Raw genomic sequence first — 19,912 nt, 5'->3', positions numbered from 1 at the left:
CCGTATCATGTCTTCGGTAATGACCGCTCCAGCCGCCGTCTTCAGCCGGCGCTACCGTGCCCTGAGCGTCGGGATCGTGGCTCTCGTCATGCTCGTGGCGTTCGAATATCTGGCGGTGGCCACCGCGATGCCGCTCATCGGCCGGGAGCTGAACGGCTACCACCTCTACGGCCTGGCGTTCAGCGGCGGCATGGCGGCGAACGTCATCGCCACGGTGGTGGGGGGACGCTGGAGCGACGCCCGGGGGCCGTACCCCGCCCTGTGGACGGGAGTGGCGGGGTTCCTCGCCGGGCTCGCGGTGTCCGGGTTCGCGCCCGACATGGAGGTCTTCCTCGTGGGCCGGTTCCTCCAGGGGCTCGGCGGTGGTCTGTTCAACGTGGCGTTGTACGTCCTGGTCGCCCAGGCGTACCCCTCGGCCATGCACCCGCGGGTGTTCTCCGTGCTGGCCGCGGCGTGGGTGCTGCCGTCCGTGGTCGGCCCGGCCGTCACCGGCTTCGTGGCGGAGACCTGGAGCTGGCGCCTGATCTTCCTGGGCGTGGCGGTGCTGTCGCTCCCCGCCGCGCTGATCATGTATCGGGGACTGCCCGCCGGGGAGGGGCAGCCCAGGGAGGCGATGGGCCGGGCCTTCCTGCCCCGGTTCGCCTGGGGCGTCTGCGCCGCGATCGGCGCGGCGCTGCTGCAGTACGGCAGCGGCGCGGCGGGCGCGGGGATCGTCCTCGCGGTCGCCGGGCTGGCGATCCTCGCGCTGACGCTGCCGAAGCTGCTGCCGAAGGGGACGCTGCGCGCCGCCCGCGGACTGCCCACCGTGATCGCGCTGCGCGGCCTGGCCGCCGGAGCGTTCTTCGCCGCCGAGGTGTTCGTCCCGCTGATGCTGGTGCAGGAGCGGCACCTGAACACGGCCGAGGCCGGGCTCGCGCTCACCGGCGGGGCACTCGCCTGGTCGCTCGGCTCGTGGATCCAGGGCCGCAGGCCCCACGCGCGGGCGATGACCATCCGCCTCGGCGCGACCCTGATCGCCGCCGGCATCTGCGTCACCGCTTTGATCGTGATCCCCGCCACGCCGGCCCTCGTGGTCTTCGGGGGCTGGATCGTGGCGGGCCTGGGCATCGGGATGATCTTCCCGACGTTGTCGGTGCTGGTGCTGGAGCTGTCCGCGCCGGGGGAGGAGGGCCGCAACAGCTCGTCGCTGAGCATCGGAGAGTCGGTCTTCTCCGTCGTCGCCGTCGCGGTCACCGGGGCCGTTTTCGCCGCGTACGGGGGCCGTCCGTGGGTGTACGTGACCTGCCTCGGCCTGCTGGTCGTCATGGCGGGCACGGCCACTCTCGTGGGCGGCCGTTTCGAGCACCGCCGCGAACCGGGCACCATGGAGGTCTAGGGAATCCCGGATATCCCGCCGTAGAGCAGGCCGGCCGGACGTAGCGCCACCGAGGCGCCGCCGGGGCGGCCTTCGGCGGGTCCGGGGGGAGAAGCGAGGGGATCCGAGTGCCGCGTGTCCGGGAGCTGGAGGTCTTCAGGATGACCCTGCCGTACGGCAGGCGTCCGGAGACCGTCCTGGTGAAGATCACGGACTACGGCGGCATGGTCGGGTGGGGCGAGGCCGTCGATCCCGCCGAGGCCGGCCCGCTCGAGCGGGCCCTGCCCGCGCTCATCGGCATCGACTGGGAGCACCCGTCGGAGCTGGGGGAGATCCCCGGCGGCGCGGCCGGAGACATGGCCTGCTGGGACCTGTGGGGCCGCATGAACGGCGTCCCGCTCTCCCACGCCCTCGGCGGCAGCCGCACGTCGCTGATCGCGACCGTCAGGCTGTCGGCGGACCGCTCCCTGGAGAGCATGGTCGCCCGGGTGAACCGGCACGTGTGCGCGGGCTACGGGCACGTGACCCTCGACGTCCACCCCGGCTGGGACGTCGAGCCGCTGCGCGCCGTGCGCGCCGCCTATCCCGGCCTGGCCATCGCGGTGGACGGGCGCGGCGCCTACACGGAGATCGCGCAGCTGGAGGCGCTGGACGCCTACGGGGTGGTGGCCATCGAGCGCCCCTTCAAGGACCTGCTGACCAGCGCCGACCTGCAAGACCGGGTGTCGGCCCAGGTCGCCGTCGAGGTGGCCTCGGTGGCCGAGCTCGACGAGGCGGTGAGCCTCAACGCGGGCCGGGCGCTGCTGCTGCGTCCCGCGAAGTTCGGCTCGCTCGGCGCCGTACGGCTCGCGCACGACCGTGCGGTGGAGGCCGGGTGGGACATCGTCTGCGCCGGCGGCCTCGGGGCGGGGCTGGCCCGGGCCGCGACGGTCGCCGTCGCCAGCCTGCCCGGCTGCTCGCTGCCCAGCGACGTCGCAGAGCCGCCGAAGAGCGCGCAGGTGGTGCTCCCGCCCGTCGGCGCGTCCGGCGGGGTCGTCGCGGTGCCGCTCACCCAGCCGGGTCTCGGGCACACGGTGGACGAGGACCGGGTGCGCCGCATGGCCCGCGCGTCGTTCCGCGTCTGACCCGCGCTCCTGTCTGAGGCGGGCGCGGCCGGGAGAGCCCGGCTCAGCTCGTCATCGCCGCGCTCGGCGCCCCGCAGCCGTCGTCGATCGGGCTCGGCGTTCCCTCGGGCGAGAGCACGGGCGTGGGGGAGGGCGGCGGCGAGTGCCGGTGCCGATGCCGGTGCCGTCCCTGAGCGGACGGGGCGCCGGACGGTGGGGCGGACGGACCGGCCTGGGCGTGCTCGGAGGCGCGGATCGCCTTGGCGGTGAGCAGCCGGATCCGGTCCCAGTCGGGATAGGCGGTGTTGATCAGCGGCGGCACGAACTGCAGGCTGGTGATCGCGGCGTGCTTGACCTTCCAGGCCAGCGGCACCAGGTGTTCCAGCATGGGCCGGGGCACGTCGGTGCTGAGCAGCCTGCGGGTGGCCGCCGCGATCTCGGTGAACCGCGTCAGCACGGTGGCCGGGTCGGCCTGGGAGAGCAGGGCCCCGAGGACGCACCGCTGCCGGTGCATCCGGTCGAAGTCGTCACTGAGGGTGCGGGAGCGCGCGTACCACAACGCCTCGGTGCCGTTCAGCCGCCGGGTGCCCGCCCTGACGACGCCCTCGTCGTGCAGGCCGTAGACGATGTCGCGGTCCACCGACACCACGAGCCCGCCGAGGGCGTCGATCATCTTCGCGAAGCCCCAGATGTTGACCAGGGCGTACCAGTCGATCCGCAGGCCGAGGATGTGGCCGACCGTCTCCTTGAGGACCTCGGCGCCCATGTTCCGCCGCCCGCCGAACAGCTCGGGATGGTCGTCGGCGTACTGCCACACCGAGAACAGCAGGTCCTCTCGCCAGCCGGGGTGATACTCCGGGAGCTGGAAGCCGAAGGGGAAGCGGGCGGCCATGGCGCTGCCCGGGGGGAACCGGACGTGTTCCAGGTTGCGCGGCAGGCCAAGCAGCACGGTGTTGCCGGTGTGCACGTCCACGCTCGCGACGTTGATGCTGTCGGTGCGCATCCCGATCCGGTTGTCGCCCCAGTCGCCCCCGAGCAGGAGCACGTTGACCCGGTCGCGGCCCGCCCACGGGTCCTCCCGGCGTACGACACCGGCGGCCTGGCCGGTCCCGGCCGGCGCGGCGAACAGCGAGTCGAGGGTCTCCTCGGATACGCGCGCATATCGGGCGGCGATCGCGAACGGCACCGCGACGGTGACCGCGAGCACGCCCGCGACCAGGCCGGTGAGGACCTGCCCCCTGCGGGGCAGCCGGCCGGGCCGCAGGACGACGTACGAACGGATGACCAGCCAGAACCAGGCGACGGCACAGGCCCCGAACACCAGCGAGATCTGGCCCAGCCAGCCGAGCGCGCGTCCGGCGAGGCCGGCGTCCGCGCCGAGGGCCACGCACACGACGGCGACGACCACGGTCAGGTAGCCGCCGAGCAGGAGCAGCCCGGTGCGCCACCGGCCCGCGCGCAGGTGCGCCGCCCCGGGCAGCACCGCCGACAGCGCCACCCAGCCGATGAGGGCGGTGGCCGCGGACGCCGGGCGGCCGCGACGCGTCGACGGCCGGGCGCCGTTCCGGGGTGCGAGATCAGGGGTGACCACGCGTCAATTGAAGCGACACGGGCCCCGGAAAACCCGTCGGCGGCACGAGCGGGAACAGTCCATACCGGCATTTGACCGGGACTCGACCTTGAGGCCGGCCTACCAGGGGAAGGCGAACAGCCCGTAGTAGGCGGCGGTCAGCAGCAGCAGCGCGGTCCCGCCGAGCACACCGGCGAGGACGCTCTTCTGCCAGGGCGTCGGCTCCCAGCCGTCCCGCAGGCCGCCGGTCACCGCCGCGAACGTCGTGACCGTCTGCACGAGCATCAGGAGGGCGAGCAGGCGCACGACCAGCCATCCGGCCTGTACGGCGGGCCAGGCGCCGGCCTGGTTGACCGAGAACAGCACGATGAGCGTGATGAACGCCAGGACCGCGGCGAGCTCCCCGAGGCCGGTCCAGGCCATCCTGCGCAGCCGCCGCCGGAGGGCCGGCCACAGTTGCACGGTGGCCTCCATCCTGGCCTGCAGCCGCAGGTCGCGCCCGCGCAGCCGGACGACCATCTCGGTGACCGGCGCCGCGACGTAGCCGACCGCGGCCAGGCAGAGCGTGAGCCACAGGATCGTGCTGTTGCCCCACCACGGCGCGGCAGGCACGTCGGCGGCCTCGAAACGCTGCACCGGCGTCGCCCCCGCGATCGCCACCGAGGGCTTGGCCGTACGCGGCAGGTCCTTCATCCAGTTGGCGAGCGTGGGCAGGTAGTCCGGGACGTACGGCCCGCCGTGGATCCGCATGGCGTGGTCGGCCCCGGCGAGGAAGCGGATCGTGTAGTCGGTGTTGCCGCCCTCGGTCAGGGCGGCGGTGAGCGTCTCGGTGCTCTCCACGAAGGGGATGGACGGGTCGTCGGTGCCGTACAACGCCAGGACGGGCTGGGTGATCCCGCGCAGGGCGGGCACCCCGTCGTACCGCAGGAAGTCGAAGCCGACCCCGCCCATCGCCCGGGTGAGCAGGTCGCGTACGCCGGTCGGCGCGTGCAGGCGCAGCAACTGCTCGTTCAGCGCCCAGGCGACCTGGCGCAGCGGTGAGACGTTCGGGGAGGAGACCAGCACCACGAACGCGGCCTGCGGATCACGCGCGGCGGCGATCGGGACGACCCAGCCGCCCTCGCTGACGCCCCACAGGCCGGCGCGCGCCGGGTCGACGTCGGGCCGTGCGCGCAGCACCCGCAGCATGCGCAGGGCGTCGTCGGCGAGCAGGCCGAAGTCGCGGCTGCGGAAGGAGTAGCCCACCGTCCGCTTGTCGTACGCCAGCGTGACGATGCCCGCGCCGGCCAGCCACTCGGCCTGCTGGGTGAACTCCCCGCCGTCGCCCGACCCCGAGCCCTGCACGAACACCATCGCGGGATGGCGTCCCGGGGACAGGGGCGCCCTGATCGTCGCCTTCAGCGTCTCGTTCTTCGCCGGCACGAGGAGCGTCTCGGTGCGGAACCTGTCGGTGCGGGCGACCGGCCGCACTTCCGCGGCGGGCTGGGGAGGTAAGTCGCGAAACTGGGGCGAAGCGGACAGAGGTGGCGGGTCGAAGGCCGGCGGGGAGAGCAAGTGACCGACCGCGGCGAGTGCCACCATCAGCACACCGGCGATCACTCCGAGAGTGCCCCGGCCGACGTTCATGAGGCCGCTCCCCCATGCGTACTCGTGATACCGAACCCAGGCTAAGTCATTACTCCTTCTTTGCGTCATGCACCAGAGGGGCCGTTGGGGCCGCGTTTGTCGGAGGGACCTGTTAGCTTCCTGCGACATGCGTGTCCTGCACAGCTCCGACTGGCACCTCGGCCGGTCGTTCCACCGGGAGAGCCTGCTCGGCGCCCAGGCGGCGTACGTCGACCACCTGGTCGAGACCGTGCGTGCCGAGCACGTCGACGTCGTCGTGGTCTCCGGCGACGTCTACGACCGCGCCCTGCCTCCCGTCGACGCGGTCGCGCTGTGCAACGAGGCGCTGGCCAGGCTCAAGGCGCTCGGCGTGCACACCGTGCTCATCAGCGGCAACCACGACTCCGCCGTACGGCTGGGATTCGGCGCCGACCTCATGGAGCGGGTGCACCTGCGCACCGACCCCGCCAGGGCCTGGGAGCCGGTGATGATCGAAGACGTGGCGTTCTTCGGCATCCCCTACCTGGAGCCCGAGCTGGTCAAGGGGCCGTGGGAGCTGGCCGAGCGCAGCCACACCGCCGCGATCACGTACGCGATGGACCGGGTGCGGGCGCATCCGGCGGCGCGCAAGGTCGTGCTCGCCCACGCGTTCGTCACCGGGGGAGAGGCCAGCGACAGCGAGCGGGACATCAGCGTCGGCGGGGTCGCGCACGTGCCGGTGAGCGCGTTCTCGGGGGTCGACTACGCGGCGCTCGGGCACCTGCACGGCCGTCAGGTGATGAGCGAGACGGTCCGCTACAGCGGCTCGCCGATCGCCTACTCCTTCTCCGAGGCAGGCCACACCAAGGGCTCCTGGCTGGCCGACCTCGATTCGGGTCTGACGGAGTTCGTCCCCGCCCCGGTGCCCCGGCCGGTGAGCACGGTGCGGGGCCGCATCGACGACCTGCTTACCGACGGCCGCTTCGAGCGCTACGAGGACCACTGGCTGCAGGTGACGCTCACAGACCCGGTGCGTCCGCGCGAGGCGATGGAGCGCCTGCGCCGGCGCTTCCCGCACACGCTGGCGCTCGTCTTCCAGCCGGACGGCGCGTCCGAGGGGCCCGCGGCCCGGGCGAGGATCGCCGGCCGGGCCGAGATCGAGGTGGCGCTCGACTTCGTCCGCGAGGTTCGCGGCGAGCCCGCGGACGACGACGAACGGCGCCTGCTGCAGGAGGCGGTCGAGGCGTGCCGCATCAAGGAGAGCGCGTGAACGGCCGCCCCGCCGCGAGGTACGGCACGGCGGCCGGGCGGGCGAGGCCGTCGTCCGCCGGGCGGGTTGAGGTTCGGGAACGCGGGGGCTTCCCGCGGGCGAGCGAGGAGGTCCGGTGAGGCTGCATCGGCTGCGCATGGTCGCGTTCGGGTCGTTCCCCGGCACCGAGGAGGTCGACTTCGACGCGCTCGGCGAGGCGGGCCTGTTCCTGATCCACGGGCCGACCGGCGCCGGCAAGACGACCGTGCTCGACGCCGTCTGCTACGCCCTGTACGGCAGGGTGCCCGGTCAGCGGGAGAGCGCCCGGAGCCTGCGCTGCGACCACGCGCCGCCCGACCGCGGGCCGTCGGTCACGCTGGAGCTGACGATCCGGGGCAGGCGGCTGCGCATCACCCGTTCGCCCGCCTGGATGCGGCCCAAGCTGCGGGGTTCCGGCCTGGTCGAGGAGAAGGCCAAGGCCCGCGTCGAGGAGCTGACCGAGCCCGGCGGGCAGTGGGTCGTGCGCAGCACCCGCAGCGACGAGGCCGGCGACTTCGTGAACACGCTGACGGGCATGACCGCGGCCCAGTTCTGCCAGGTCGCGATGCTGCCGCAGGGCGAGTTCGCGAAGTTCCTGCGGGCAGGCGGCGAGGAGCGACGTGAGCTGCTGGAACGGCTCTTCTCCGTGCGGGTGTTCAGCGACGTGGAGCGGTGGCTGGCCGACCATCGCACGCGCACGTGGCGGGAGGCGCAGGAGCTCGGCCAGCGGGTCGAGTCGGTGCTCGACCGCATGCGCGGCGCGGCGGGCGACGACCTGCCGCTGCCCGAGGAGGCCGGCGATCCCGCGGCCTGGGCGGGGGAGACGCTCGGCCTCGCCCGCGGCGCGCTCGCCGACGCGGTCACGGCCCGCGCGGCCAGCCAGGAGGCGCTGCTGTCGGCCCGTGCCCGGCTGGAGGAGGGCCGTGCCCTGGCCGACCGGCAGCGCAGGCACGCCGCCGCACTCGCCCGGCGGCAGGAGCTCGACGCGGCGGCGGACGAGCGGTCGGACCTGGAGGCGATGCTCGACGAGGCCGCCCGCGCCGACCGGGTGGCGCCGCTGATCCGGCAGGCCGTCCAGCGGACGGAGACCGCCGCCAAGGCGCGGTGGGTGGCCGCCGACGCCGTGCTCCGCGTGCTCCCCGGCCTCGGTCCGGAGCCCGACGGGGAACCGGACGCGGACCGGCGGGAGGCCACGCGGCAAGGTGCCGTGCGGCTCGACACGGAACGAATCGACACGGAACGAATCGACACGGAACGAATCGAGACCGAGCGAATCGACACGGAGCGAATCGAGACCGAGCTGCCGGATCCGGAGCGGCTGGCCGTGCTGGAGCGGGAGCGGCGCGACGAGATCGCCCGGGTGAGCCAGATCCTCCCGGAGGAGGAGCGCCTGCGGCAGGTGCGAGGCGAGCGCGCCGACGCCGAACGCGCGCTGGCGGAGCTGACCGAGCAGGAGGCGGAGCTGACGCGGCGGCTGGCGGCCCTGCCGGCCGAGCGGCTCGACGTCGAGGAACGGCTCGCCGGGGCGCGTGCGGCGGCGGCGAGCCTGCCGGGCCTGACGGCCGTCAGGGACGCCGCGCTGCGCCTGCGGGAGGTCACCGGGCAGGCCGCGCGGCTGGACGCGGAACTGGCCCGGCTCGCCGATGACGAGGCGCGGGCCCGGGCCGCGCAGGCGGAGCTGCCGGAGCTGCTGGCCGGGGCCGAGGAGCGGCTCAGGGGCCTGCGCGACATGGCCGCGCGCGTCCCCGCGCTGGAGGCCGCCGCGCAGATGGCGGGGGACCGGCTGGAGGCCGCGCGGCTGCGCGACGCCCTGACCGCCCAGCTGGAGGAGGCCGAGCACGACCGGCGCGCCGCCGTCGACCTGGCCCAGGAGCGTCGCGACCGGCTGCAGGAGGTCCGCCAGGCGAGGATCGACGGGATGGCCGCCGAGCTGGCGGCCGGGCTCGTGCCCGGGGCGCCCTGCGCCGTCTGCGGCGCCACCGAACACCCCGGCCCCGCCGCGCCCGCCGCACGGGCCGCGACCGCGGACGACGAGCAGGCGGCGCAGGAGGCGTTCGAGGCCGCCCAGCGGGCGCGCGAGGAGGCGGAGACGACCGTCGCCGCGCTCTCGTCGCGGCTCGGCGACGCCGCGGCGCGTGCGGGGGGCCTGTCCCAGGACGACGCGTCCGCCGCCCTCGCCGACGCCCGCGAGGAGCTGGCGCGGCTGCGCGCGGCCGAGACGGCGGTCGCGGCGGCCGAGGCGGAGGCCGGGCGGCTCGCGGCGGAGCTGGAGTCGGCCCGCGACCGGGCGGCCGAGCTGACCGGGCTGCTGACCGAGACCAGGACCAGGCGGGACGCGCTGCTCGCGGAGGGAGAGCGGCTCGCCGCCGGGCTGGAGGGCGACCTCGCGACGGCGGAGGCGGAGCTGGAACGCGCCCGCTCCCTGGCCGCCGCCGAAGAGGAACTGGCCGCCCAGGCCGCCCGGCTCGCGGCCGAGCTGGAGGAGCTGGGCGCGCGGGCCGCGCGCACCGGTGCGGCGCTCGCCGAGGCCCGCGCGCACCGGGACGGGCTGGAGGCCGGCGAGCGCAGGCTGGCCGAGGTGATCGACGCCGCCCGGGGCGAGGATCCCTCGCTCGCCGCCCGCCTCGACCGGCTGCGTGAGGAGGCGGATCTGCTCAGGGAGGCCGCCGAGGCTGCGGCCACGGCGGCCGCCGCCGATCGCGAGAGCGAGACCGCGCTGGCCGAGGCGGCCAGGGCCGCCCGCGCGGAGGGGTTCGCGAGCGTGGAGCACGCCTCGGCCGCCGTGCGCACGCCGGAGGAACGGGAGGCGATGTCCGAGCGGCTGGGACACCTGGACGCCGAACGGGCCACGGTCGAAGGGCTGCTCGCCGATCCCGAGCTGGTCGCGGCGGCGGCCGAGCCCCCCGCCGACCTGCCGGAGCTGGAAGCCGGTCACGAGCGCGCCGAGCGCGACCACACCGCCCGCACCTCGGCGCACGACCGGGCGAAGGCCAGGCTCGACCAGCTCACGGGGCTCGCCGCCGAACTGGACGCCGCGCTGCGCGCCTACCGGCCCGCAGAGGAACGGCACCGCCTGGCGCGCCGGCTCGCCGAGCTGGCGACCGGCACGTCCGGCGACAACCGGTGGCACATGAGGCTGTCGGCGTACGTGCTGGGCGAGCGCCTCCGCCAGGTCGTCGACGCCGCGAACGAGCGGCTCGACCACATGTCGGGCGGGCGCTATCTGCTGCGGCACGACCTGAACCGGTCCGCGGGCGACCGGGGCCGGTCGGGCGGCGGGCTGGGCCTGCGCGTGCTCGACGCCTGGACCGGTGTGGAACGCGACCCGGCCACGCTCTCCGGCGGCGAGAGCTTCATCACCTCGCTCGCCCTGGCGCTGGGCCTGGCCGACGTGGTGACCGACGAGGCGGGCGGGGCCGAGATCGGCACCCTCTTCGTCGACGAGGGCTTCGGCACGCTCGACGACGAGACGCTCGACGACGTGCTCGACATCCTCGACGGCCTGCGCGAGGGCGGCCGGGCCGTCGGCGTGGTCAGCCACGTCGCCGAGCTCCGGGTGCGCATCCCCGCGCAGCTCCGCGTGGTCAAGGGCCGCTCCGGTTCCACCCTCTCGCACCACTGAGCCCTGTCCGAGAAGTCCTGCCCGAGAAGTCCTGCCCGAGAAGTCCTGCCCGAGAAGCCCCGCCACCGCAGCCCCGCCCAACCGCAGCCCCGCCGCCGGAGCCCATGCCGCGAGGCGACTGTGACAGCTCGCTCGCACGTGAAGCGAGCGTGGGTTGCGCACCGCACCGCAGAGCGACCCCGGAGCCGGCCCGCACCGGACGGCGGCCGATGCGTGGCCCTCTTACCAGAGGGCGAGCGAGCGGGTGAGGATGCGGGCGAGGTCCTCCTCTCGCACGGGCTTGGGGGCGGTGGTGAGCAGCCGCTGCTGCTTCATCGCCCCCTCGACCAGGGCCGGCACGTCGGCCTCCGCGTATCCCACGCCGCCGATGCCGTTCGGGATGCCGACGTCGCGCATGAGCGTGGTCAGCACGCCGGGCAGGAACTCCGACGGCTCGTCCGGCTTCGCCGCCGACGGATCGAGCAGTTCGGCCACGCGCAGGTGCCGCGCCGGGTCCGCGTCGAAGGTGAACCGGAACGCCTCCGGAGCGGTCAGCGCCACGGCCATGCCGTGCGGCACCATCGGCTCGCCGCCGGGGTAGCCGCGCGGGTGGAAGTCCTTCACCCGGCCCGCGATCGGATAGGCGTTGGCGTGCGGGATGTGCACGCCCGCATTGCCGAACCCGAGCCCGGCGAACGTCGCCGCCAGCGCCATCGCGCCCCGCGCCCGCGCGTCGTCGCCGTGCCGTACGGCGGTGCGGAACGAGCCCGCGAGCAGCCGGATCGCCTGCTCCGACCACATGTCCGCCACCGGGTTCGACCCGCAGTAGGGCACGCGCTCCTCGGGCCGCCTGCGCTCGTATGAGGTGTACGGCCGGGCGGTGTAGCTCTCCAGGGCGTGACAGAGGATGTCCATCCCCGCCGCCGCGGTCACCTCGGGCGGCTGCGTCATCGTGAGATCCGGGTCCACGACGGCCAGCACGGGACGGAGCCGGGCGTGGCTGATCCCCGTCTTGACCTTCAGGCCGAGCACGTCGAGCACGCAGATCGTCGTGCTCTCCGAGCCGGTGCCCGTGGTCGTGGGCACCGCGACCAGCGGCTTGAGCGGGCGGGAGGGGGCACGCCCGGCGCCGATCGGCGCGTTGACGTAGTCCATCAGCTCGCCCGGATTCGTCGTCAGCAGGTTGACGGCCTTGGCCGTGTCGATGCTCGATCCGCCGCCGACCGCCACGAAGGCGTCCCAGGGGCCGCTCGCGCGGGCGTGCCCGATCGCCGCGAGCAGGCTCTCGTCCGTGGGCTCGACGTGCACGCCGTCGTACACCTCCGCGTGGATGCCGAACCCGGCGATCTGCTCGGCGATCCGTGCCGGAGCGCCCGTCGCCGCCACGCCCGCGTCGGTCACCACCAGCACGCGGCGCGCGCCGTACTGCCCGAGGTCGAAGCCGATCTCGGCGGACGCGCCGGGGCCGAACTTGAGGGCGGGCGCGCCGTACGTGAAGACGGACTCGGGATTGCTCGGGACGATCACGATCGCTGGCCTTCCATCCGGGGGCTCACGCGGGCAGGGCGTGATGCCGGTTGCGGGGCGTTCCCGATGGGAACCTGGCATGTAGCATGCTGCATGTCAATGCGCCGCCGTACGCGGGCGGGCCCACTCCGGAGGGTGATCAGACGGTGCGAGCGGTCGCCGGCACGTCCAGTCTCACCGAGCAGGTCATCGAGGCGGTCAGGGAGGCCATCCACTCGGGGGAGCTGCGGCCCGGGGAGCTCTATTCGGTCTATCGGCTGGCCGAGCAGCTCAACGTCTCCCGCACCCCCGTACGCGAGGCGATGCTCCGGCTGGCGGAGGCCGGCCTGGTGCGGTTCGAGCGGAGCCGGGGTTTCCGGGTGCTGCGCCGCGATCCCCGGGAGATCGCCGAGGTGTTCCACCTGCGGATGCTGCTGGAGGTGCCGGCGACCAGGCGGGCGGCCCGCGACGCCGGTCCCGGCCTCGCCCGGGCGCTGCGCGAGGAGCTGGAGGCCATGCGCGCCGCCGCGGCCGGACACGACGAGCCGCGCTTCATGCGGCACGACCGGGCGTTCCACGACGCGATCCTCGCCGCGGGGGCCAACCGGCGGCTCGCCGGGGTCGTCGCCGGGCTCAGGGACGCCACGGTGACGCTGGGCGCCTCCACGGTCGACCGCTCCCGCTCGCTGGCGGACGTCGCCGCGGAGCACGAGCCGATCCTCGCCGCCGTCCTCGGCGGCGACCCGGACGCCGCCGCCGCGGCGATGCGCGCCCACGTGGCGCACACCGGCGAGCTCCTGGTGGCCCAGGCCGCGGCCGAGAACGGCCTGCCCGCCGACCCCGCCGACATCGCCCTCATTCGCGACGCAGCAAACGAATCTACAACGTAAAGGGCCGGTCGGCCGCCTTACGAGACAGGTCAGGAAGTGCCGGTCAGCCTGCGGGCCCGGGCGAGGCGGAGGGTGTCGCGCAGGCCGTACTCGCGATAGCCGTTGACCCGTCTCGGCGGCTGGGGCAGCACGCCCTGGTGGTGGTAGTGCCGCACGGTACGGGTGGACACCCCGGCCAGCGCGGCGAGTTCTCCGATCCGCATGGCCTCATTACAGACGTTGACGTCGCGTCAAGGTCAACGGCTCAGAAGGGCAGCCAGCGGGCGGTGAGGAGATAGCCGCCGTAGACGAACGCGGCGGCGGAGACGAGCAGGAACAGCAGCACCCACAGCGTGCCGGGCACGCGGGTCAGCCGGGCGAGCTGGTCGGCGTCGGAGTCCGGGGCACGGCCGAGGCGGCGCTTGGCCTGCAGCTCCAGGATCGGCCGCACCCCGCCGAGCAGCAGGAACCACGCGGCGGCGTACGCGCAGGCCGACTGGATATTGGGCGGCGCGAACCGCGACAGCGCGAAGACCGCGCCGCCCACGGCGAGCAGCGTCACGGCGCCGAAGAAGTTCCTGATCATCAGCAGCATGCAGGTCAGCAGCGCGAGCACGGCCCACAGCAGCATCGTGATCCGGCCGTCGGAGACCAGCCAGGCCGATCCGAGCCCGATCAGCGAGGGCGCGACGTATCCCGCCGCGGCTGTGGCGATCATGCCGGGGCCCGTCGGCCTGCCCCTGGTGAGCGTCACGCCCGAAGTGTCCGAATGAAGGCGGATGCCCCGCAGCTTGCGCCGGGTCAGCACCGCGACCAGCGCGTGGCCCCCCTCGTGCGCGATCGTGATCAGGCCGCGTGAGATGTGCCATGACGCCGGATAGGCGATGACGACGAGAGCGGCGAACCCGGTCAGTACGACCAGCCAGAGCGGGGGCGCGATCTGGACGGCGGTCAGGTGGTTCCACAGGGCGTTCAGGGGGTTCACCCCGAGATCGTACGGCGGCGGCCCGCCGGCCGCGGACCTGTCCACCCGGCCGGCGTTGATCGGTACACTCCGGGCATGTCCACCGCCGAGCGAGCCGTCACCGTCGATCCGGTGGTGCCGGCGGACACGGAGTCCGTCGGGAGCATCCTCGCCGAGTCGTGGGGCGGCCCTCACGTCGCCGTCCACGGCGAACTCATCGACGCGTCCGCGCAGCGGGCGCTCCTCGCGAGGGTGGAGGGGCGGCCCGTGGGACTGCTGACGTACCGGGCGGTGTCGGACGCCGAGTGGGAGATCGTGACACTCGACGCGACGGAGGCAGGGCGGGGTGTCGGGCGGGCGCTGCTGGACGGGGTGCGCGCCGAGGCGGAGCGCGCGGGCGTCAGGCGGCTCTGGCTCGTCACCACGAACGAGAACACCCGCGCCCTGCGCTTCTACCAGCGGTACGGGTTCGACCTGGTGGCGGTCCACCGCGACGCGGTCGAGGCCGCGCGCCGGCTGAAGCCCTCGATCCCCACCCACGCCGACGGCATCCCGATCCGCCACGAACTCGAACTCGAACTGCTCCTCTAGCGCGACGGCCGAGACGGTGTGCGGCCGTCCTCGACGAGCCGCCCGAAGGCCGGGCCCGCCGGGCAGGAACAGCAGGGTCGCCGCGATGACCAGCCGGTCCGCGTGGTCCGCCTGGGTAAGGGCGACGGGGGCGGTTACCTTCTACGTGTGGCTGAGCGGCGTATGCGTGGACTGCGCGGATTGAGTGGATTGGGCGGGCTGATGAGGGCGAAACCGGAGCAGGCTCCCGAGCACTCCATGGATCCCCGCGCGGACCTGGGGGAGCCGTTCCGGCAGAGCGTGGTCGACAACGCCGTGTACATGGACGGCGAGCGTGTGGACTCGCCGCCGTCGCTGGCCGAGGCGATCGCCTCGCTGCGCTCGCGGCCGGGGGCGATGGCGTGGATCGGCCTCTACCGGCCGGAGGAGACCGAGCTGATCAAGGCGGCCGAGGAGTTCGGCCTGCACGAGCTCGCCATCGAGGACGCCATCGTCGCCCACCAGCGGCCCAAGGCCGACCGCTATGGCGACACGCTGTTCGTGGTGCTGCGGGCCGCCCAGTATCTCGACCAGCCCGAGAAGGTCGCCTTCGGCGAGCTGCACGTCTTCGTCGGCCCCGACTTCGTGCTGACCGTACGGCACAGCGAGGCGCCCGACCTGTCCAAGGTGCGCAGGCGCATGGAGTCGGACCCCGACCTGCTCCGGCAGGGGCCGCAGGCCGTGCTGTACGCGATCCTCGACGCGGTGGTGGACGGCTACGCCCCGGTGGTCGCCGGGCTGCAGAACGACATCGACGAGATCGAGGTGCAGGTCTTCGGCGGCGACCCGGCCGCGCCCCGGCGCATCTACAGCCTGTCGCGGGAGGTCATCGAGTTCCAGCGGGCGACCAGCCCGCTGGTCCCGATGCTCGACGGCTTCATCGCCGGCTCGCCCAAATATGGCGTGAACGAGGAGCTGCAGCGCTACCTGCGCGACGTGTCCGACCACGTCATCACGGTCACCGAGCGGGTGGCGGGCTTCCGGCAGATGCTCCAGGACATCCTCGTCGTCAACTCCACGCTCGTCAGCCAGCAGCAGAACGAGGAGATGACCAAGCTCACGGCCGCGAGCATCGCCCAGGGCGACGAGGTCAAGAAGATCTCGGCGTGGGCGGCCATCCTGTTCGCCCCGACGCTGGTCGGCACGATCTACGGGATGAACTTCGACCACATGCCCGAGCTGCACTGGCTGCTCGGATATCCCATGGCGATCATGCTCATGGGCGTCGTCTGCGTCACGCTCTATCTGGTCTTCAAACGCCGCGACTGGCTCTGACCCGGGCGCGTGACCCGGGCGCGTGACTTGGGTGCGCACGCGAACCGGCCCGGGGCGTACGGCACGCCCCGGGCCGGCTCAGTGACCCTTGAACGGATCCTCACGCAGGATCGTCTAGCGCTTCACGCGCACCCAGTCGATCCGGCTCTTGGAGCCGTCGGCCTCGCCGTTGCCGCCGAAGACGACCCTCCAGTAGCCGGACGCCGACGCCGTGGTCTTGCCCCAGAACCTGCCGGTGCTGTTGGTCCACAGCGTCTTGGCGTAGTGCCAGGAGCCGCCGGGCTTCTTGAACCACACGGTCACCTTCTGGTGGCCGTAGCCCTCCCAGGGGTGGTCCCACACCTGGAGCTGGCCGGTGAAGGTGAGGTATCGGTGATACTTCACCGGCTCCGGCGAGGCGTTGAACTGGACGATCCGGGTGTGGGCCTTGGGCGCGGGCGGCGGAGGCGTCGGCCGCGGCACGCGGACCGTCACGTAGTCCGTCGCGCTCGCCGAGTAGCCCGCCCCGGTGGCGCCCTCGAACTCGGCCCGCCACCAGCCGGAGATCCTGGCCCTGACGTCCGCCGAGAAGCGGCCGTTGGAGTCGGTCCAGTCGGTGGTGACGTGCTGCCAGCTGTAACCGCCGGCCGGCTTGAACAGGATCTTCACCTGCCGGCCCGGGTAGCCGCTCCAGCCGGCGAAGCCGGAGATCTCCAGCCTGCCGCGCAGACGCAGCGTCTTACCGGCGTCGACGGGCTCGGGGGAGGCGTCGAAGCCGGTGATCCTGGTGCGGCTGGCCTTGACCTTGACGTCGACCTTGTCGCTGTCGCTCGTCGCGGGCTCGGCGTCGGACGCGCCCTCGAACTCGGCGCGCCACCAGCCGGTCCTGTCGGCCGTCTGGTCGAGCGAGAAGCGGCCGTTGCGGTCGGTCGTCACCGAGCCGACCCGGCTGTAGGAGCCGTCGACCGGCTTGAAGGCGATGTAGACCTTCTGCCCGTCGTACGCCTGCGGGCCGGCGCCGTTCCGGTAGGTCAGCGTGCCCGACAGCTTGATGCGGTCGCCCTTGTCGACGACGTCGGGTGCGGCGTCGAAGTCGAGGTCGGTGGTCCAGTGGACCTGGAACTCCTTGGTCGCGACCCCGCCGCCGGCCCGCACCTGCAACGTCCAGACGCCCGGCTCGTCGCTGAAGGTGAAGCCGTACTTGGCCGTGTAGGCGCCGTAGCCCGCGGGGGCGGGATCGAGCGGGACGGTCCGGCCGTCGCGGTCGACCAGCCTCGCCGCGCCCTTGTCCGGCGCCTTGTAGGTGAAGGTCGCCGTCGTGCCGGCGCCACTGGCGACGACGACGGGGCTGGGGGAGACGGCCAGGTCGCTCGGACCTGCTGCCGTCGCCGCGCCGGCGGTGGCCGGGAGCGCGACGAGGACCGCCCCTCCCAGGGCCACTGCCGCGATCACGGCATGGATGCGTTTCAACATTCCGGTGAACCATCCTTCCGGTGGTCGAACGTTGAACGCGGCATGAGGGTGCCACGTCTTTCGTAATGAGTAGACGGGCGAATACCCTCCGTGGTTTAGCCTTAGAACTTATCGTCATCGATTTGTGTCACAGCACATGATCGATAACCGGTTGTATACGGACTTGTCGCTGTGCGGGACGGAGCGTGCATCCTGCGACATAATCGTCCGTGTGGTGCGCGACGCTGTGGAGACCCATTTCGCCGAGGCCGTCGGGGCGCTGACGCCCGGACCGGCCCGGGACCCGGACCTGCCGGTACGGCCGGGCACGAGCCTGACGGGCACGCGGTGCCGTGAGCTGTTCGCGGTGCAACTGGGCAGCCGTCTCCTCGACGTCGCCGCCCGCGTCATGCGTGAGCGCGACGAGGGCTTCTACACGATCGGGTCGTCGGGGCACGAGGGCAACGCCGCCGTCGCCGCCGCGCTCCGGGTGGACGACCCCGCGCTGCTGCACTACCGGTCCGGCGCCTTCTATCTGACCCGCTCGGCCCAGGCCGGGCGGCTGGCGGAGGAGGGGCTGCGCGACGTCCTGCTCGGTATCGCCGCGTCGTCCGAGGAGCCGATCGCGGGCGGCCGGCACAAGGTGTTCGGCCATCCTGACCTCGCGGTAATCCCGCAGACCTCCACGATCGCCAGCCACCTGCCGCGCGCCGTCGGCGTCGGCTTCGCGATCGAACGGGCGCGCATGCTCGGCCTGCCCTCGCCCTGGCCCGGGGACGCCGTCGCCGTCTGCAGCTTCGGCGACGCCTCGATGAACCACGCCTCCGCGCTTACGGGGCTCAACACCGCCGCGTACGGCCGCTTCCGCGGGCTGCAGATCCCGGTGCTCTTCGTGTGCGAGGACAACGGCCTCGGCATCAGCGTGAAGACGCCGCCGGAGTGGGTCACGCAGGCCCGGCACCCCCTGCTGGAGTATTTCCAGGCCGACGGCTGCGACCTGGCCGAGACCTACGACGTGGCGCGGCGCGCCGTCGAGCACGTGCGCGCCAACCGCGCCCCGGCGTTCCTGCACCTGCGCACCGTGCGCCTGATGGGCCACGCCGGCTCCGACGTGGAGATCGGCTACCGCACCCGCAAGGAGATCGCCGCCGACCTGGAGCGCGACCCCCTCGTCCGTACGGCGCGGCTGCTCGTGGAGGCGGGCCTGGCCGAGCCCGACGAGCTGCTGGCGCGCTACGAGGCCGAGCGCGACCATGTGCTGAAGCTGGCGTCGGAGTGCGCCCGGCGGCCCCGGCTCACGACGGCCGCGGAGGTGATGGCCCCGCTCGCGCCGCGCCGTCCCGAGGCGGTGGCCGGCGAGGTCGTGCGGTCCGCGCCCGCCGAGGCGCGTGAGCGCGCCTTCACCACCCTGCCGGAGCAGGAGGGCAGGCTGACGGTCGCCCAGGCGATCAACCGCGCGCTGGCCGACGCGATGGCGGTGGACCCCGGTGTCCTGGTGTTCGGCGAGGACGTGGCCCGCAAGGGCGGGGTGTACGGCGTGACGCGCGGGCTGCTGCGCAGGTTCGGGGCCGAGCGGGTCTTCGACATGCTCCTGGACGAGCAGGCGATCCTCGGTCTCGCGCTCGGGGCAGGGGTGTCGGGGCTGCTGCCGGTGCCGGAGATCCAGTACCTCGCCTACCTGCACAACGCGCTTGACCAGATTCGTGGCGAGGCGTCGACCATGCAGTTCTTCTCGCAGGGCGCGTATCGCAATCCATTGGTCGTACGAGTCGCCTCATATGCCTATCAAAAGGGCTTTGGGGGACATTTTCACAATGACAACTCAATTGCCGCATTGCGCGATATTCCCGGGGTGATCGTCGCGTCCCCGGCCCGGCCCGACGACGCGGCCGCGATGCTGCGCACCTGCCTGGCCGCCGCCCGCACGGACGGCAGCGTCTGCGTGTTCCTCGAACCCATAGCGCTCTACCACACGCGTGACCTCTTCGAGGAGGGCGACGACGGCTGGCTCGCGCCGTACGCGCCGCCCGCACGCTGGGCCGAGACGCACGTGCCGGTGGGCCGCGCCCGCTCGTACGGCGACGGCCGCGACCTGACCATCGTCACGTACGGCAACGGCCTGCGGATGAGCCTGCGTGCGGCGGTCAGGCTCACGGCGGAGGACATGGGCTGCCGGGTGCTCGACCTGCGGTGGCTGTCGCCGCTGCCGGTCGACGACCTCATGCGCGCGGCCGAGCTGACCGGCCGTGTGCTGATCGCCGACGAGACCCGTCAGAGCGGCGGCGTGTCCGAGAGCGTGATCGCGGCACTCGTCGACAACGGCTTCCGCGGTCCGATCGCCCGGGTGACCTCGCAGGACAGCTTCGTGCCGCTAGGCCCGGCCGCGGGCACCGTACTGCTGTCGGAGTCCGACATCGAACGCGCCGCCCGCAAGCTGCTCGCCTGACGGCGAGCCGAGCGACGCGCTTGGGGGTGAGGCCGATCTGGGCGCGGAACCGCGACCAGAGGCGCTTGCGGCTCCATCCGGTCTCGGCGGCCAGCCGTTCTTTTGATCGTGACGCACACGACCCCGTCGCGGGCGGAGGAGGTGCCGCGATAGCCGGGGACGGATCCGGACCCCTTGGTGAACATGCCGCCGTGGATCCAGACCAGCACCGGCAGGCCGGACCCCGGCGCGTTGTCCGTGCTGTCCGCGTTGTTCGTCATCGTCCCTCCTGCCGCTCCTCACTGCGCGGCCCCTGCCTGGGGCCGTGCCGGA

The 19,912-nt window shown here is 73.3% G+C and carries 14 protein-coding genes; 8 read left to right on the top strand and 6 right to left on the bottom strand.

Annotated features, from left to right (window positions below):
* The first annotated feature begins 19 nt into the window (after positions 1 to 19).
* Together OHB01_RS37000 and OHB01_RS36995 are read left to right on the top strand one after the other, a co-directional pair.
* Positions 20 to 1,375 carry an MFS transporter gene (locus OHB01_RS37000; protein ID WP_328854625.1) on the top strand — a complete coding sequence of 452 codons (1,356 nt, stop codon included), beginning with the start codon at positions 20 to 22 and terminating at the stop codon, positions 1,373 to 1,375.
* A 107-nt stretch (positions 1,376 to 1,482) separates the two neighbouring features.
* Positions 1,483 to 2,478, top strand: coding sequence for an enolase C-terminal domain-like protein (locus tag OHB01_RS36995; protein WP_142645367.1), 996 nt, complete (start codon positions 1,483 to 1,485; stop codon positions 2,476 to 2,478).
* A gap of 43 nt (positions 2,479 to 2,521) precedes the next feature.
* Here OHB01_RS36995 and OHB01_RS36990 read toward each other — a convergent pair whose 3' ends face one another.
* Positions 2,522 to 4,048, bottom strand: a complete 1,527-nt coding sequence (locus tag OHB01_RS36990) for an LCP family protein (protein ID WP_328710542.1) — start codon at positions 4,046 to 4,048, stop codon at positions 2,522 to 2,524.
* 99 nt (positions 4,049 to 4,147) lie between these two features.
* Positions 4,148 to 5,653, bottom strand: coding sequence for an alpha/beta hydrolase family protein (locus OHB01_RS36985; RefSeq protein WP_328854624.1), 1,506 nt, complete (start codon positions 5,651 to 5,653; stop codon positions 4,148 to 4,150).
* Positions 5,654 to 5,780: 127 nt separating this feature from the next.
* On the opposite strand from OHB01_RS36985, the gene OHB01_RS36980 reads away from it, so the two are divergent.
* Both OHB01_RS36980 and OHB01_RS36975 read left to right on the top strand, forming a co-directional pair.
* The gene (locus OHB01_RS36980; protein ID WP_142645364.1) at positions 5,781 to 6,881 is read left to right on the top strand and encodes an exonuclease SbcCD subunit D; all 1,101 of its coding nucleotides are present in this window, start codon (positions 5,781 to 5,783) and stop codon (positions 6,879 to 6,881) included.
* Between the two features lie 115 nt (positions 6,882 to 6,996).
* Positions 6,997 to 10,521 carry an AAA family ATPase gene (locus OHB01_RS36975; RefSeq protein WP_328854623.1) on the top strand — a complete coding sequence of 1,175 codons (3,525 nt, stop codon included), beginning with the start codon at positions 6,997 to 6,999 and terminating at the stop codon, positions 10,519 to 10,521.
* 222 nt (positions 10,522 to 10,743) lie between these two features.
* Here the strand turns inward: OHB01_RS36975 and OHB01_RS36970 are convergent, their stop codons facing one another.
* A complete protein-coding gene (locus OHB01_RS36970; RefSeq protein ID WP_221889853.1) occupies positions 10,744 to 12,027 on the bottom strand; it encodes a hydroxyacid-oxoacid transhydrogenase in 1,284 nt (427 codons plus the stop codon).
* Positions 12,028 to 12,113: 86 nt separating this feature from the next.
* Here OHB01_RS36970 and OHB01_RS36965 point away from each other — a divergent pair, with 86 nt between their 5' ends.
* On the top strand, positions 12,114 to 12,896 hold the full coding sequence (locus tag OHB01_RS36965; RefSeq protein WP_142645361.1) for a GntR family transcriptional regulator: 783 nt from the start codon (positions 12,114 to 12,116) through the stop codon (positions 12,894 to 12,896).
* 29 nt (positions 12,897 to 12,925) lie between these two features.
* On the opposite strand, the gene OHB01_RS36960 is transcribed toward OHB01_RS36965, so the two are convergent.
* Positions 12,926 to 13,099 carry a MerR family transcriptional regulator gene (locus tag OHB01_RS36960; RefSeq protein WP_205829777.1) on the bottom strand — a complete coding sequence of 58 codons (174 nt, stop codon included), beginning with the start codon at positions 13,097 to 13,099 and terminating at the stop codon, positions 12,926 to 12,928.
* Between the two features lie 41 nt (positions 13,100 to 13,140).
* A complete protein-coding gene (locus OHB01_RS36955; protein WP_142645550.1) occupies positions 13,141 to 13,851 on the bottom strand; it encodes a M50 family metallopeptidase in 711 nt (236 codons plus the stop codon).
* An 84-nt stretch (positions 13,852 to 13,935) separates the two neighbouring features.
* On the opposite strand from OHB01_RS36955, the gene OHB01_RS36950 reads away from it, so the two are divergent.
* Positions 13,936 to 14,430, top strand: a complete 495-nt coding sequence (locus OHB01_RS36950; RefSeq protein ID WP_328854622.1) for a GNAT family N-acetyltransferase — start codon at positions 13,936 to 13,938, stop codon at positions 14,428 to 14,430.
* Positions 14,431 to 14,631: 201 nt separating this feature from the next.
* Entirely contained in the window at positions 14,632 to 15,723 is a 1,092-nt protein-coding gene (locus OHB01_RS36945) for a magnesium and cobalt transport protein CorA (RefSeq protein WP_328854621.1), read from the top strand.
* A gap of 114 nt (positions 15,724 to 15,837) precedes the next feature.
* Here OHB01_RS36945 and OHB01_RS36940 read toward each other — a convergent pair whose 3' ends face one another.
* Positions 15,838 to 17,175 (bottom strand): hypothetical protein, encoded by a 1,338-nt coding sequence (locus OHB01_RS36940; protein WP_142645359.1) that lies wholly within the window; start codon positions 17,173 to 17,175, stop codon positions 15,838 to 15,840.
* Positions 17,176 to 17,386: 211 nt separating this feature from the next.
* Between OHB01_RS36940 and OHB01_RS36935 the strand changes: the two genes are divergently transcribed.
* Positions 17,387 to 19,600 (top strand): thiamine pyrophosphate-dependent enzyme, encoded by a 2,214-nt coding sequence (locus OHB01_RS36935; protein ID WP_142645358.1) that lies wholly within the window; start codon positions 17,387 to 17,389, stop codon positions 19,598 to 19,600.
* The last annotated feature ends 312 nt before the right edge of the window (positions 19,601 to 19,912 follow it).

The organism is Microbispora hainanensis (genome assembly GCF_036186745.1).
Taxonomy (GTDB): domain Bacteria; phylum Actinomycetota; class Actinomycetes; order Streptosporangiales; family Streptosporangiaceae; genus Microbispora.
This window is presented reverse-complemented; position numbering and strand designations above follow the sequence as displayed.

What these genes read in the sequence shown, in the direction of transcription:
- OHB01_RS37000 (WP_328854625.1), top strand. Translation starts at nt 20, where the DNA reads ATGACCGCTCCAGCCGCCGTCTTCAGCCGGCGCTACCGTGCCCTGAGC.
- OHB01_RS36985 (WP_328854624.1), bottom strand. Translation starts at nt 5,653, where the DNA reads ATGAACGTCGGCCGGGGCACTCTCGGAGTGATCGCCGGTGTGCTGATG.
- OHB01_RS36980 (WP_142645364.1), top strand. Translation starts at nt 5,781, where the DNA reads ATGCGTGTCCTGCACAGCTCCGACTGGCACCTCGGCCGGTCGTTCCAC.
- OHB01_RS36965 (WP_142645361.1), top strand. Translation starts at nt 12,114, where the DNA reads ATGCTGCATGTCAATGCGCCGCCGTACGCGGGCGGGCCCACTCCGGAG.
- OHB01_RS36960 (WP_205829777.1), bottom strand. Translation starts at nt 13,099, where the DNA reads ATGCGGATCGGAGAACTCGCCGCGCTGGCCGGGGTGTCCACCCGTACC.
- OHB01_RS36950 (WP_328854622.1), top strand. Translation starts at nt 13,936, where the DNA reads ATGTCCACCGCCGAGCGAGCCGTCACCGTCGATCCGGTGGTGCCGGCG.
- OHB01_RS36945 (WP_328854621.1), top strand. Translation starts at nt 14,632, where the DNA reads ATGAGGGCGAAACCGGAGCAGGCTCCCGAGCACTCCATGGATCCCCGC.
- OHB01_RS36940 (WP_142645359.1), bottom strand. Translation starts at nt 17,175, where the DNA reads ATGTTGAAACGCATCCATGCCGTGATCGCGGCAGTGGCCCTGGGAGGG.